The sequence below is a fragment of the Streptomyces sp. NBC_01335 genome (genome assembly GCF_035953295.1).
GTDB lineage: Bacteria > Actinomycetota > Actinomycetes > Streptomycetales > Streptomycetaceae > Streptomyces.
Genome location: NZ_CP108370.1, coordinates 1,030,912 through 1,045,120, shown reverse-complemented (window position 1 = coordinate 1,045,120; position 14,209 = coordinate 1,030,912). Strand labels below are relative to the sequence as shown.

12 protein-coding genes are annotated in these 14,209 nt (G+C 72.7%); 6 read left to right on the top strand and 6 right to left on the bottom strand.

Features of this window, described 5'->3' with window-relative positions; translation table 11 throughout:
- Nucleotides 1-75: 75 nt before the first annotated feature.
- On the bottom strand, nucleotides 76-2,067 hold the full coding sequence (locus OG599_RS04175; RefSeq protein ID WP_327174580.1) for a HEAT repeat domain-containing protein: 1,992 nt from the start codon (nucleotides 2,065-2,067) through the stop codon (nucleotides 76-78).
- Nucleotides 2,068-2,281: 214 nt separating this feature from the next.
- On the opposite strand from OG599_RS04175, the gene OG599_RS04170 reads away from it, so the two are divergent.
- Nucleotides 2,282-3,352 carry an EamA family transporter gene (locus OG599_RS04170; protein ID WP_327174579.1) on the top strand — a complete coding sequence of 357 codons (1,071 nt, stop codon included), beginning with the start codon at nucleotides 2,282-2,284 and terminating at the stop codon, nucleotides 3,350-3,352.
- Between the two features lie 211 nt (nucleotides 3,353-3,563).
- Complete coding sequence (locus OG599_RS04165; protein WP_327174578.1) at nucleotides 3,564-4,265, top strand: Clp protease N-terminal domain-containing protein; 702 nt, start codon at nucleotides 3,564-3,566, stop codon at nucleotides 4,263-4,265.
- 166 nt (nucleotides 4,266-4,431) lie between these two features.
- Here OG599_RS04165 and OG599_RS04160 read toward each other — a convergent pair whose 3' ends face one another.
- Nucleotides 4,432-5,145: a pyridoxamine 5'-phosphate oxidase family protein gene (locus OG599_RS04160; RefSeq protein WP_327174577.1), complete on the bottom strand. Its 714-nt coding sequence runs from the start codon at nucleotides 5,143-5,145 to the stop codon at nucleotides 4,432-4,434.
- Nucleotides 5,146-5,180: 35 nt separating this feature from the next.
- Here OG599_RS04160 and OG599_RS04155 point away from each other — a divergent pair, with 35 nt between their 5' ends.
- On the top strand, nucleotides 5,181-6,512 hold the full coding sequence (locus tag OG599_RS04155) for an aminotransferase class I/II-fold pyridoxal phosphate-dependent enzyme (RefSeq protein WP_327174576.1): 1,332 nt from the start codon (nucleotides 5,181-5,183) through the stop codon (nucleotides 6,510-6,512).
- Nucleotides 6,513-6,549: 37 nt separating this feature from the next.
- Here OG599_RS04155 and OG599_RS04150 read toward each other — a convergent pair whose 3' ends face one another.
- Nucleotides 6,550-7,020 (bottom strand): pyridoxamine 5'-phosphate oxidase family protein, encoded by a 471-nt coding sequence (locus OG599_RS04150; RefSeq protein WP_327174575.1) that lies wholly within the window; start codon nucleotides 7,018-7,020, stop codon nucleotides 6,550-6,552.
- Between the two features lie 152 nt (nucleotides 7,021-7,172).
- On the bottom strand, nucleotides 7,173-7,727 hold the full coding sequence (locus OG599_RS04145; protein ID WP_327174574.1) for a Rieske (2Fe-2S) protein: 555 nt from the start codon (nucleotides 7,725-7,727) through the stop codon (nucleotides 7,173-7,175).
- A gap of 168 nt (nucleotides 7,728-7,895) precedes the next feature.
- Between OG599_RS04145 and OG599_RS04140 the strand changes: the two genes are divergently transcribed.
- Nucleotides 7,896-9,563 (top strand): FAD-dependent monooxygenase, encoded by a 1,668-nt coding sequence (locus OG599_RS04140; protein ID WP_327174573.1) that lies wholly within the window; start codon nucleotides 7,896-7,898, stop codon nucleotides 9,561-9,563.
- Nucleotides 9,564-9,602: 39 nt separating this feature from the next.
- On the opposite strand, the gene eno is transcribed toward OG599_RS04140, so the two are convergent.
- The gene (eno, locus tag OG599_RS04135) at nucleotides 9,603-10,880 is read right to left on the bottom strand and encodes a phosphopyruvate hydratase (RefSeq protein ID WP_327174572.1); all 1,278 of its coding nucleotides are present in this window, start codon (nucleotides 10,878-10,880) and stop codon (nucleotides 9,603-9,605) included.
- A gap of 204 nt (nucleotides 10,881-11,084) precedes the next feature.
- On the opposite strand from eno, the gene OG599_RS04130 reads away from it, so the two are divergent.
- Nucleotides 11,085-11,507 carry a MarR family winged helix-turn-helix transcriptional regulator gene (locus OG599_RS04130; RefSeq protein WP_327174571.1) on the top strand — a complete coding sequence of 141 codons (423 nt, stop codon included), beginning with the start codon at nucleotides 11,085-11,087 and terminating at the stop codon, nucleotides 11,505-11,507.
- 141 nt (nucleotides 11,508-11,648) lie between these two features.
- Entirely contained in the window at nucleotides 11,649-12,245 is a 597-nt protein-coding gene (locus OG599_RS04125) for a hypothetical protein (RefSeq protein ID WP_327174570.1), read from the top strand.
- A 154-nt stretch (nucleotides 12,246-12,399) separates the two neighbouring features.
- On the opposite strand, the gene OG599_RS04120 is transcribed toward OG599_RS04125, so the two are convergent.
- Nucleotides 12,400-14,205: a gamma-glutamyltransferase family protein gene (locus tag OG599_RS04120; RefSeq protein WP_327174569.1), complete on the bottom strand. Its 1,806-nt coding sequence runs from the start codon at nucleotides 14,203-14,205 to the stop codon at nucleotides 12,400-12,402.
- Nucleotides 14,206-14,209: the final 4 nt, after the last annotated feature.

Sequence of the window (14,209 nt, the reverse complement as noted above, 5' to 3'; positions counted from 1 at the left end):
CGAGCCGCGGTCGCATCGGTGCGGCTGGGCCGTGTCTGTAGATGCCACGGACCGGCCAGGGCCCGCATGGACACCTCATGCGGATTGGCCAGAAGCACTGAGCAGCTCACTGACGGCGGTGCGGACGTTCTCGTCCTGGACGAAGCCGCGCCAGCCACCGCTGGTACGCAGTCGCTGGTCACGGGCGGGCACGTCGCGCAAGAGGTCTGCGACAGGCTGGGCCGCCTGCCCGAGCTCGGCCAAGTGGTCCAGTGCGGGGAGCATGACGGGCAGGTAGGTGCCGTTGGCCAGATCCAGCACGGCCGTCGCCAGCACGGGGACCGCGGTCTCGGCGTCGCCGGTCACAGCCCACAGGGCATGTGCTGCCTCGACGCGAGTCCAGGGGTCGGTGTCGCCTGTCATCGCCCTGAGGCGGTCCGCGTAGAGGGCGGCATGCGGTCCGAAGCCGGCGAGCTTACGCAGGGAGGGATGGCGGACCCCTCGCTCCTCGACGCTGCGTCCGATTACCTCCAGGGCCGGCCCGGGTTCGCCGCCGACTCTCCAGTACGCCCAAGCCGCGAGTTCCGCGTGCGGTCCGGCGTCCCGCGATCGGGACAGGAGCAGGTCCCGTGCGCCGACCCCCGCCGGACCGATCCCCGCCGTACCGATCCCTGCCAGGGCCTTCGCCGCCGCCGTCCAGGTTCGGTCGTCCTCCAGGAGGCCGAGCAGCTGTGGAACCGCTGCCGCTGCCGCGGGCCCCCAGTCCGCGAGTCCCTCGCAGAGACGGTTGAGCAGGCGGTCGTCCGTAGCGGTGTCGAGCCGGCCGCAGATCGACGGAAGGAGCTGCTCGGCGTGGTCCGGAAGGTGACCCAGCACCTCATCGAGTGCGGGGAGGACGGCATGGTGCAGGTCCGTAGCGGGGTAGTGGGCGGATGCCGATGCGAAGCCGGAGGGTGCGCCGGCGATCAGTTCGATCAGGCCCGGCAGGCAGCGCGGATCGTTCATCCGGGCCAGGGCCCACAGGGCGGCCTCGCCGACGGTCTCCCGTTTGCGTGTGGTGCGGGTGGAGGGGTCGGAGAGGTGCGTGGCGACCTCGTCGGCGTGGGCGGCCGCCGCCGGGCCGAGGCAGGCCAGCAGCTCGGCCGCCCGGAAGCGGGCTTCGGGGGTGGGATCGTCCAGCCGCGCGACGACACGTGGCAAAAGCGCGGCGGTCGGTGAGCGCCACTGGGACAGCAGCCTGCCCGCCTGGGCCAGGGCACCGATCCGCTGTTCGTCGTCGTGATGGTCTGCCAGCAGGCCGAGCGTGAAGGCGGGGTCGGGGCCGGTTGTCAGACCAGCAGCCCAGTGCTGGACGCCCAGTACCCCGGTCTGCACCGAGCTGGTGTGGCGCCACAGTTCGACAGTGGGGGCCCGGACGGCTTCGAGGATGAGGTCGAGCCGCTCGGCAGGCAGGCCCGGGTCGTTCGGGGCGAGCGCGTGCACCGCTGCCAGGCGTATCTGAGCCTGTGGAGAGTCGAGCAGATCACGGAGCAGGTCGACGACCTCAGCGCCATGTCTGCCGACCGGCGCGCGCACGGCCGCCTGGCCCAGTGAGAGGACCAGCTCAAGGCGGGTTGCCGGATCACCCTCCGTCTCCCAGGACCGCAGCAGCCCGGGCAGAACCAACTCACCCGGGCTGTCACAGGAGGCGAGCACGTCGGCTGCGGCCCGCCGGATCTCCGGCTCGGGATCGTCCAGCAGGCCCAACAAGTCGGGCAGGGCCTGTGTCCACGCCGGCGCCCAGCCGGGATCCAGGAACCGGGCTTCGATCCGACCGGCCTCCGCCGCCAGCATGGCCACCAGTTCCAGCATCGCGCAGCGGCTCGGCACTTGCGGTGTCGCGGCCAGGCGGAGCACGAAGGGCAGTGCGGCCGAGGCAGCGGAGCAGACCCAGCCACCTTGGTGGAAAAGCAGGTTGAACAGCTCGGACGAGGCATCGTCCGCGTCGTCCGGATTCGAGCCCCCGCATCGGCGGAGCAGGCCGGGTACATCCTCGGCAGACCCGTAGTTGTGCTTCAGCCCGGCCCAGTCGACCGCATCCAATCCCATCCACATGCGCGCGATGCTACCGGCCGGACCACCCACGAAGCTCGGCCGAGCCCGCAACGGCCTTTACCCCCTTGGCCTTTCCCCACCAACCAGCCTTGCGACGGCAGCGAGTGGAAACGGCCCCTGGACGCGGTCCGTCCGGTCCCTCGCCGTTCCGTCCCGGAGAGAGCGCGACAGGGGTGACTGGGTCGGTCGCGCCTGACATGATGTGCCGATGCAGGCGTCTCAGGGGAGAAATGCCGGTCTGGGACTCGCCCTGGCCTCGGCGTTCGCGTTCGGTGGCTCGGGGGTGGCGGCGAAGCCGCTCATCGAGGCGGGCCTCGATCCGCTGCACGTGGTGTGGCTCAGGGTTGCGGGCGCGGCGCTCGTGTTGTCCCCCGCCGCCTGGCGGCACCGGAACCTGCTGTGGGAGCGGCCCGCGCTGCTGGCCGGCTTCGGGCTGTTCGCCGTCGCGGGTGTCCAGGCCTGCTACTTCGCCGCGCTCTCCCGTATCCCGGTGGGTGTGGCCCTCCTCGTCGAATACCTCGCGCCCGCCCTCGTGCTGGGCTGGGTCCGGTTCGTGCGGCGCCGGCCGGTCACCCGCGCCGCCGCCCTCGGGGTTCTGCTCGCGGCGGCAGGTCTCGCCTGCGTCGTCGAGGTCTGGTCCGGGCTGCGCTTCGACCCCCTCGGCCTGCTGCTCGCCCTGGGGGCGGCCTGCTGCCAGGTCGGCTACTTCGTCCTGTCCGACCCGGATGCGCCCGTCGCGGGCCGGAAGGGCGGCGAGGCGCGTCGCGAACCGCCGAACCCCGTGGGGGTCATCGCGTACGGGCTGCTGGTCGGCACGGTGCTGCTCACCCTGGTCGCCCGCCCCTGGGGCATGGACTGGTCGGTGCTCGGCTCCACCACCCGGATGAACGGCCACGCGGTCCCGGCCTGGCTCCTGCTGGCCTGGGTCGTGCTGCTGGCGACCGTGCTCGCCTACCTGACCGGCGTGGTCTCCGTACGGCTGCTCTCCCCGCAGGTCGCCGGGGTCGTCGCGTGCCTGGAGGCGGTGGTGGCGACCGTGCTCGCGTGGGTGCTGCTCGGCGAGCACCTGTCCGGACCCCAGCTGGTCGGCGGGCTCGTCGTCCTGGCCGGCGCCTACATCGCGCAGTCCTCGGCCCCGAAAGCCCCGTCGGGACCGGTGGCCTCGGGACCGGTGGCCTCGGGACCGGTGGCCTCGGGGCCGGCCGATCCCGGCGTGCCGGGCGCGGCGGGGGAGAGTGCCGACCGTATGCGTACCACCGGCGGGGCGGCGTCCGCCTGACGGCCGTGGGGCCGCTCGCCGTCACGGATCGTTCTGTCGTCCGGCGGTCACGGGGCTGTTCGCCGTCACCGGCCGCGCTCGTCGTCCGGCGGCGGTCGGCCCGTTCGCCGTCACCGGACGCGCCCTTGTCGCGCGACTCGTGCCGACGACGTACCCGAATGAGCGTCAATTACGGATTGACGATCGGGAGGCGTCAACCTACGCTTGACGCATGACGCCACTCAACATCAGCCTCGCCGACCTGATCGCCCGTCTCGACCAGGAACTCCCCGACGTCGACCCCCTGGCCCGTATCAGCGAGGCGCACCTCCGTGCGCAGACCCTGTCCGACCTCGGTGAGCAGCTCATCGACCACTACGTCGGCAAGGCCAAGCAGGGCGGCGCGTCGTGGACCGAGATCGGTACCGCCATCGGGGTGACCAAGCAGGCCGCCCAGCAGCGCCACACCCCCAACCCGTTCGAGCGGTACACCAATCTGAACCGGCACAGCATCGTGCTGGCGCAGGAGGCCGCCCGTACGCACAAGCACGAGTTCATCGGCACCGAACACATCCTGCTCGGGCTGCTGGGTGAGCCGCGGGGCCTGGCCCACGAGGTGCTGACGGCGAAAGCCGGGTCGGAGCAGCGCGTCCGCGACGCGATCGACGTGGTGATCCAGCCGGCCGGGCAGAAGACGCAGCGCGGGCACATCGCCTTCCTGCCGGAGAGCAAGGAGGCCATCGAGCAGGCGATCCGCGCGTCGGCCGAGCTCGGCAACGACTGGGTCGGTACGGAACACACGCTGCTGGGCCTGATCCGCGTCGAGGGAAGCCCGGCCGCACGGATCCTGCACGACCTCGGCTTCACCCCGGACGAGTTGTACGAGACGGTGAAGACCGAGATCGCCCGGCGGCCCGCCGCGCGCGAGGAGTAGGGGCGAACGGCGGCGCCGCCGGTGCTGTTGCCCCCTCCGGCAGGGCGTACGCGCGGAGCCGCGCCGGGGTTCGGCTCCGCGCGTGCACGGTTTCCCGCGTGCACGGTTTCCCCGCGTGCAGGGTTTCCCCGCTACGGGATCCTGCGCACGGGGTCCCGTGTGCGGCTCAGTGCGCCACGAGGTACTCCGGGAGAGGGATCGACGGGTCGAGGTCGGCGGACGGGATCGGTTCGCCGTACGTCCGGGCGACCGGCACCACGCCCGCCCAGTACGGCAGCGCGAGGTCCTCGGGGACGTCGTTGGGTCCGCCGGTGCGCAGCTTCGCGGAGACCTCCTCCAGGTCCAGCCGGATCACCGCGGTGGCGGCGAGTTCCTTGGCGTCGGCCGGCCGCGAGTCCTGGGACCGGCCCGCGACGACCTGGTCCACGATCGCGTCGAGCGCCATCCGCCGCTCCTCGGGGTCCGTCACGGTGTGGGCGATGCCGTGCGCGACCACCGAGCGGTAGTTGATCGAGTGGTGGAAGGCGGAGCGTGCCAGGACCAGTCCGTCGACCTGGGTGACGGTCAGGCAGACCGGCAGACCGGGGTCCGTGCTGTTCGCCATCCGCAGCGGCCGGGAGCCGGTCGAGCCGTGGATGTACAGCCGCCGGCCGACCCGGGCGTACAGCGTCGGCAGTACCACCGGGGCGCCGTCGCGGACGAAGCCGAGGTGGCAGAGGTACGAGCCGTCGAGTATCGGGTGCACGACCTCGGGGTCGTAGGAGGCCCGCTCCTTGGACCGGGTGGGGATGGTGCGCCCGGTCGCCGCGTAGGGGGCGTGGTCCCCGGCCCGGGCGGCCTCGGCGGCCTGGGGGTCGACGGGCGCGACGGTCTCCGACATTGCGTCCTCCATTGCACTAGTGCATAATGCTGTTTGTGCTAGGAGAGTACATGATCACGGGCGGGCGCGCGGCGGACATTGCCGCGAGCGTGGAGCGAGGGGTGGGCTCGGGCGAGCTCGCGCCCGGACAACTTCTGCCTCCCATGAGGGAGTTGGCGGTGCGGCTGGAGGTCAATCCCAATACGGTCGCGGCCGCCTACCGCACCCTGCGCGAACGCGGGGTCATCGAGACGGACGGCCGCCGGGGCAGCCGGGTACGCCCGCGCCCCGCCACCACCGCGCGCGGCTCACTGCGCGTCGAGGCGCCCCCGGGGGTGCGGGACGTGGGCAAGGGGAACCCGGACCCCGCGCTGCTGCCCCAACTGACCGACGCCTTCGCGGAGGCGGTCCGGGCGTACGGTGAAAACCCCGGCATGTACGGTGAGTTGCCGGCACTGCCCGAGTTCGGAGCCCTCGCGCGCGCGGCCTTCGCCGCCGACGGCGTCCCCGAGGGGCAGGTCGTCGTCACCTCCGGCTCGCTGGACGCCATCGAGCGGGTACTGGCGGCCCACCTCAGGGCCGGGGACGCGGTCGGCCTCGAAGACCCGGGCTGGGGAAGCCTGTTGGACCTGGTGCCGGCGATCGGACTGCGCACCGTACCGATCGGGGTCGACGAGGACGGCCCCGTACCCGCCGCCGTGGAGCGGGCTCTGCGCGCGGGCGTCCGGGCGCTCGTCGTCACCGCCCGCGCACAGAACCCGACCGGCGCCGCGATCGGCGAGCGGCGGGCGCGGGAGCTGCGCGCCCTGCTCGCCGCCCACCCCGACGTCCTGCTCCTGGAGGACGACCACGGACACGCCTTCGTCGACCTGCCACTGCACCCGCTGGCCGGAACGACCCGCCACTGGGTGGTCGTCCGGTCGGTGTCCAAGGCGTACGGGCCGGACCTGCGGGTCGCGGCGCTCACCGGGGACCCGATCACCACGGACCGGGTGGCAGGGCGGCAGCGACTGGGACCCGGGTGGGTGAGCAGACTGCTCCAGCGCGCCGTGGTCCATCTCTGGAGCGCGGGCGCCGTCGACACGCCCTCGGTCGCCCGGTCGTACGGGGAACGCCGCTCGGCGCTCGTCACGGCGCTCGCCGAACGGGGAGTCGTCGCGTACGGCCGCAGCGGGATGAACGTCTGGGTGCCGGTCAGCGACGAGACCGGCGCCGTGACCCGGCTCTTGCACGCCGGATGGGCGGTGGCGCCCGGGGCGAGGTTCCGGACGGACGCCCCCCAGGGGGTGCGCATCACCGTGTCGCCGCTGACCCTGGCCGAGATTGGCCCACTCGCCGACGCGGTCGCGGAGGCGGCCGGCCCCGCCCGGCCGATCAGCTACGGCTGAGCGGTCCGGGCGGGACCGGGCCGGGGTCCGGCGGTGGTCAGCTGAGGCCCGCCAGCTTGTGGAAGTCCCAGGAGACGACGGTTTCCGGGGTGAGCCGCAGCCAGGCGTGCCGGCCGTCGTGCGGCATGGCGTCGATCCCGAAGTACTTCATCGGGAACAGGCTCTCCACGGCAGTGAGTTCGGGGCACGGCTCGCCCGTGCGCGGAGCCTCGCCCACGAGGACGGCCTCGCCCCGCAGCTCGACGCCGCGCAACTCCCCGTACTCCTCACCGTCGTCGACGACCACCGCCGTCCGAGGATTCTGGCGCAGGTGTGCCCAACGCAGGCTGCGGGTCAGCGAGTGGAGCCAGATCGAGGTGCCGTCCCACACGAACCACAGTGCCCCGACGTGCGGTTGGCCGTCCGCGCCGACGGTGGCCACCCGGCAGGTGCGCTGCGCGCTCAGATAGGCGTCGCGCTCCTCGTCGGTCATCATGATCCGGCGGCCTCGTCGTTGAGCGGCGGCCATGGGGCACCCTCACCTTCCCGTCGTCCCAGCGGGATCGTCCGATCCCAGGATCATCGGGTCCCCGGCGCCGCCGCGCAATGCCGGGGACCGACCCTTCCGAGGAGACCCTCCCGGTTTTCCCTGGCCCTTCCGCGGCCCTTCCCCGGCCCTTCTCAGGCCAGCGTGATCGATCCGTCCGCGACCGTGATCCGCTTCGAGGGCAGGGCGACGGTCGCCGGACCACCCGTCGGCTCGCCCGTCGCCGGATCGAAGGTGGACTGGTGGCACGGGCAGGTGATCGCGCCGTCGGTCACCCCGCTCACCGCGCAGCCCTGGTGGGTACAGGTGGCGGAGAAGGCCTTGAACTGCCCGGCGGTCGGCTGGGTCACCACGACCCCCTGCTCCGCGAACACCTTGCCGCCGCCCTCAGGGACGTCACCGGTGCTGCCGAGGACCGTGCCGCTCTTCGCGCCGGAGTCGGCGGAGTCGCTGGAGCCGTCCGCCCCGTCCGACGTACCGGACGCTCCGCACGCGGTGAGGGCCGCCACCGCCCCGGCCGCGCCCACCGCGACCACCACGGCACGTCTCCCGGGCCGGAGCCCCTGCCCCTGAGGTCCTCGCTCCGACGTCCGGAGTTCCGGCGTCCCGAGTTCCTGGGCCGCGCGTTCGGGGATCGGGCGTTCCTGTGGTGCGTGTTCCTGCGGTGCGTGTTCCTGGGTCGTGCTCATGCCGGGGGATTCCCTCCGTCGTACTGCGGGCCTTGACCACGGGAACGTACCGGCCCGGACCCGCGTTCCTGCGCGGCCGCTACTCACAGGTTCGGTCCACAGCGCTCCGTACCGCGCCCGGTGCCCGCAGCGGTCCACGAGTCGCCCGGGCGCCACGCCGGGGCGACGATGGAACGGACCCCCGGGGGCCTTCGTGGGACGGGAGAGACCGTGGTGCGCACCGATGTGCTGATCGTGGGCGCGGGACCGGTCGGGCTGACAGCCGCACTGGAGCTGCGCCGACGAGGCGTCGCGTGCCGGGTGATCGACAGGCTGCGGGCCCCGGTTCCGCACGCGAAGGCGGTCGGAATCCAGCCACGGACCTTCGAGCTGTGGGACCGCGCGGGAGTGATCGACGACGCCCTGGACGCCGCCGTCCCGATGCGCGGCCAGCTCGCGTACGTCAACGGCGAGGAGCGGGGCCGTATCGACCTGGAACTGCCGCCGGACGTGCCGTACACGTTCGCCGCGCTGCCCCAGTACGAGACCGAGCGGATCCTCACCGAACACCTGGAACGGCACGGCACCCACGTCGAGCGCGGCACCGAACTGGTCACCTTCGTCCAGGACGACGGCGGTGTGTGGAGCACCGTCCTGACCGCTTCCGGCGCGACCCGGGACATCAGGTCCCGCTACCTCGTCGGGTGCGACGGGGCTCACAGCGCGGTCCGCAAAGGGCTCGGGCTCACCTTCGAGGGCGGCGCGCTCGCCGAGGAGTACATGCTCGCGGACGTGGAGACCGACTGGAGCATGCCCCCCGGGTACAGCGTCCGCTCGACGCACCTCGGCGACGACGGCATCCCCGACGACCTGCTCATCTGCATCCCGCTGCCGGGCCGCTCGCGCTACCGGATGTCGATGCTGGTGCCGCCCGAACTCTCCACGGCGGCCGGCCCGCCGGGCCGCATAGCCCACGGAGCGCAGGAGGGTCCGCACCCCGAACTGGCCCACATCCAGGCGGTCGTGGACCGGCTCGCGCCCGAACCCGCCACCGTCTCTCAGATGCGCTGGTCGTCCGTGTTCCGCATCAGCCACCGCATCGTGGACCGGTACGGCGAGGGCCGGGTGTTCGTCGCCGGTGACGCCGCGCACATCCACCCGCCGACCGGCGCCCAGGGCATGAACACCGGCATCCAGGACGCGGTCAACCTCGCCTGGAAACTGGCCCTGGCGACGGCGGGCCTCACCGCGCCCGCTCTGCTGGAGAGCTACGACGCCGAGCGCAGACCGGTGGGGGAGGAGGTCGTCGGCCGCACCGTACGGCACGCCACCGGCGGCGGAGTGCAGGCAGGTTCCGCCGACCCGGCCCACGTCATGATGCGCGAGGCCCAACTCCTCGTCGGCTACCGGGACGGCCCGCTCACCGGAGCGCTCTCCGGGGTGAGCGACGCCCCCGACTCCGGCGACCGCGCACCGGACTGCGGAGGGCTCGTCGGCCCCCTCGCGACGTACCCGGTGCGACTGTTCGACCTGCTGCGGCGCGGACCGGACCACACCCTGGTGCTGTACGGCCCTGACACCGCGGCGCTGGACCGGTTCGGCGGAGCCGTCGCCGAGATGTCCCGGCGTACGCACGGCCGGGTGCCCATCGTCGCGGTACTCGGCTCCGGCGGGCGGGTGGACGGGAACACCCGGGTCCCCGTATGGAGCGACAGCGGGGCGGAGTTCCGTCGCATGTACCGCACCGATGGGCCCACCGGCTTCCTGGTCCGCCCGGACGGGTACCTCGCCCTGCGCCTCGGGCCGGACGCCGTACCGGAGCTGTCGGCCTACCTCTCCCGGGTGCTGCGTACGTGAGGCCCGGGGGCGTACGGGTGAACCCGGCCCGGACGGCCTTCAGCGGCGGAGCGCCTCAGCACCCGCGTACCGTGCGCCCTCGCCCAACTCCTCCTCGATCCGGATGAGTTGGTTGTACTTGGCGGTGCGGTCGGAGCGGGACAGCGACCCCGTCTTGATCTGCCCGCAGCCCGTGGCCACCGCCAGGTCGGCGATCGTGGTGTCCTCGGTCTCGCCCGACCGGTGCGACATGACGACGGTGTAGCCCGCGCGGTGGGCGGTGTCGACCGTGGCCAGCGTCTCCGTCAGGGTGCCGATCTGGTTGACCTTCACCAGAACCGAGTTGGCGACGCCGGAGGCGATTCCCTCGCGCAGCAGTGACTCGTTGGTGCAGAACACGTCGTCCCCGGTGAGCTGGCAGCGCGACCCGACCCGCGCGGTGAGGTCGCGCCAGCCCTCCAGGTCGTCCTCGGCCATCGGGTCCTCGATCGACACGACGGGGTAGGCATCGATCAACTCGGCGAGGTAGTCGGCGTTTTCGCCCGGCGTGCGCCGTACGCCCTCCCCGGCGTAGTCGTAGGCGCCGTCACGGAAGAACTCGGACGACGCCGGGTCCATGGCCAGGGCGATGTCCGCACCGGGGCGGTACCCGGTGCGCTCGACGGCGGCCACCACGAAGTCCAGAGCCTCCTCGGCCGTACGCAGGGAGGGTGCGAAACCGCCCTCGTCGCCCACGCCCGTGGAGTGCCCGGCGGCGAGCAGGTCGCGGCGCAGGGTGTGGAAGACCTCCGAGCCCATCCGGACGGCCTCGGCGAACGAGGCGGCACCGACCGGCACGATCATGAACTCCTGGAAGTCCAGCGGATTGTCCGCGTGTGCGCCCCCGTTGACGATGTTCATCATCGGTACGGGCAGCAGCCGGGCGTCCGACCCGCCGAGGTACCGGTACAGCGGCAGGCGGTGGGCGGCCGCCGCGGCCTTGGCGTTGGCCAGGGAGATGCCGAGGATGGCGTTCGCCCCGAGCCGGGCCTTGGTGGCGGTGCCGTCCGTGGCGACGAGGGCGGCGTCGAGGCCGGCCTGGTCCTCGGCGTCGCGGCCGACGGCGACGGCGGCAAGCTCCGTGTTGACGTGGTGCACCGCACGGTCGACGCCCTTGCCGTGCCAGCGGGCCGGGTCGCCGTCGCGGAGTTCGACAGCCTCGCGGGCGCCGGTGGAGGCGCCGGAGGGCACTGCGGCCCGGCCGAGGGAGCCGTCCGCCAGGAGCACGTCCACCTCGACGGTGGGGTTGCCGCGGCTGTCCAGCACCCGGCGGCCGGTGACGGAAGTGATGGCGGTCATGGGAGGAGTCCTTCCCGTTGGTCCACGCCGGGGCCTGCTGCGACAACGGTGGCGCTGAACCCGGCGAGCAAGACTCTACAGCAATGCTGTGCAGTGTCGCTGAACAGTTCTGCTGGGCAGTCGTGCTGAACAGTTCTGCTGAATAGTTGTGCCGAGTGGTTCCGCTGTGCGGAAGGGCGTTCGTGTCCTGCGATAAAGTGCGGTATGCCCCTCCCGGAATCCGCCGCCGTCGCCGCCGAACTGCGCACAGCGATGGGAAAGCTCACCAGGCGCGTGAAGCTCGAAGACCAGATGCCGCTCGGCCAGGTGGCCGTGCTCGGCGAGCTGGACCGCAACGGCGCCATGACGACCAGTGAGCTCGCGACGGGTCAGCGGGTGCGTCCGCAGTCCATGGCGCGAGCCGTCGGGCTGCTCATGGAGCAGGGGTTGATCACGCGCCGCGCGCACCCGACCGACGGCCGCAAGAGCCTGGTCGATCTCTCGGATGCGGGGCGGGCGCTCCTGGAGGAGGAGCGGGAGCGCAGGGCCGACTGGCTCGCGCGGGCCATCGATGCGGAACTGACCGAGGAAGAGCGGGAGTTGCTGGCGCGCGGAATCGGTCTGGTGGAGCGCCTCGCGTCGCACTGAGGGGCGTTTCCGTACCGGAAAGCCGAATGGCGGGCGCCGCGGCTCACGCGGGTGTCCGGCAGCCGTCGGCGTACCCGGCCTCTTGTCGGACCCCGCTGTTACGTTGGCGTGAGGATCCTGGTTCGACCCCGGAGAGAGCGCATGTACGAGGAACGGTTCGCCGAGTTCTCCCGCGAGCGGCTGGACGGCCGCCCGATACCCGACGATCTGCGCGTGCTCCTGGTGGCGCAATGGGAAGGCCGCGCCGACCTTGCCCGCGTTCTCGGCCTCGATTTCTTCGAGGCGGGAGAGGTCCACCCGCTCCTGGACACCAGCTATCTGGGCGAGAAGGAACTGGCGGACCCGGAGATGCGGGCCGTCAACGCCGCGGCCGCGGAGATGGCCAGGTACGTCAAGCTCGTGGCGAAGGGCGGAAAGGGGTGGGTCGGCTACTGGCTGCACCCGGGCGAACCCGCGGACCGTGGCTGGCAACCCATGGAGCTCGACACCGAGTTCACCTTCTGGACCATGGTCGGCCGCACCCTGACCGAGGGGGTCGCCGCCGAGCGGGCGAGCTACCGGGACGAGCCCGACGAGCGCATCGCGTTCACCCTACTGGCAGCCGAACTCGGCTCATTCGGCCTGCCGTTGAGCACCTCGGACTACGAGTCCCTCGTCGAGGCCGAGTACCGGGTGGACCCGGAGAAGCTCATGGAGGAGCTGACCGAGGCCGAACGCGAGAAGCGCGGTCTTCGCTGAGCGGGAGAGCCCTGCCCCCGACACCCCCGACACCCCCGACACCCCGGACACCCCGGACGCCCCGCCCCCCGGCCGCCTCCGGAGCCCGGATACGCCGAAGGCCCGGCCGGGGAGTTCCCGGGCGGGCCTTCGAGCAGTGCCGCAGGGTGCGTGATCAGCGGCCGACCGCGTATCCCTGCATGCCGCGCGGGTTGGCGGCGGCGGACAGTACGCCCGTCTCGGGGTCGCGGGCGACCGCGCAGAGCCGGCCCTCCGACCAGGCGTTGCCGACCGTGACGTCGTGGCCCCGGCGGCGCAGCTCCTCCACGACCTCCGGGTCCATGCCCTCCTCGACGGTGACGCTGCCGGGGCGCATGCCGCGCGGGTAGAACGAGCCCGGGAAGCTGTCGTTGTGCCAGTTGGGGGCGTCGATGGCGCCCTGCAGGTCGAGTCCACCGCGCACCCGGTCGCGCAGCACGGCCGCCAGGAAGAAGTGGACCTGCCACTGGTCCTGCTGGTCGCCGCCGGGGGTGCCGAAGGCCAGCACCGGGACGCCGTCGCGCAGGGCGAGGGACGGGGTGAGGGTGGTGCGGGGGCGGCGGCCGGGCGTGAGGGTGTTGGGCAGGCCCTCGTCCAGCCAGGCCATCTGCAGCCGGGTCCCGAGCGGGAAGCCCAGCTCCGGTATGACGGGGTTGGACTGGAGCCAGCCGCCGCTCGGGGTCGCCGAGATCATGTTGCCCCACCGGTCGACGACGTCGACGTGGCAGGTGTCGCCACGGGTGGCGCCGTCCTTCGCGACGGTCGGCTCCCCGACGCCCGCGGCGGCCAGGCCCATGGCGTCGAAGCCCGGCTCACCGGCGGCGACCGCGTGGGCGTGGGCGCTGAGGACCGGGGTGCGGCCGTCGGGGCTGCCCGGACGCAGCTCCCGCGAGGCGCGGTCGGTGATCAGGACGCGGCGCTCGGCGTTGTACGCGGGGGAGAGCAGGGTCCCGAGGGGCACCTCGGCGGCGTCCCCGTACCAGGCCTCACGGTCGGCCATGGCGAGCTTGCAGCCCTCGACGAGCAGGTGCACGTACTCGGCGGAGCTGTACGCGGGCAGCTCCTCGGGGAGCAGGGCGAGCTGCTGGAGGAAGGCGGGGCCCTGGCTCCAGCCGGCGGCCTTGGCGAGGGTCCAGCCGTTCCATTCGTACGTGGCGGGGGCCTCGTACGTCGCGGACCAGCCGGCCAGGTCGGCGGCGGTCAGCGTGCCGGTGTGGCGGGTACCGGTGGTGTCCATGGTGGGCCGGGCGGCCTGCCGGACCATCGCTTCCGCGATGAAGCCCTCGCGCCAGATGGTCCGGGCGGCCTCGATCTGCGCGACGCGGTCCTCGCCGCCGGCCTTCTCGGCCTCGTCGACGAGCCGGCGCCAGGTGGCGGCGAGCGCGGGGTTGCGGAACAGCTTGCCCGGCTGCGGGGAGGTGCCGTCGGCGAGGTAGACCTCGGCGGAGGACTTCCACTCGTTCTCGAAGAGTTCCCGGACCGTCTCGACGGTCTGGCCGACGCGCTCGACGGGTGCGTGGCCGTCCTCGGCGTATCCGATCGCGTACCGCAGCACCTCGGCGAGGGTCCGGGTGCCGTGGTCGCGCAGCAGCACCATCCAGGCGTCGAACGCGCCGGGGACGGCGGCGGCCAGCGGGCCGGTGCCGGGCACCAGCTCCAGGCCGAGGGAACGGTAGTGGGCGGCGCTCGCCCCGGCGGGGGCGGGCCCCTGGCCGCACAGCACCCGCACGTCGCCGTCCTTCGGCGCCAGGATGATCGGCACCTCGCCGGCCGGGCCGTTGAGGTGGGGCTCGACCACGTGCAGGACGAAGCCCGCGGCGACGGCGCCGTCGAAGGCGTTGCCGCCGCTCTCCAGGACCGCCATGGCGGACTGCGAGGCGAGCCAGTGGGTGGAGGACACCATGCCGAAGGTGCCCTGGAGGGTCGGGCGGGTGGTGAACATGGAT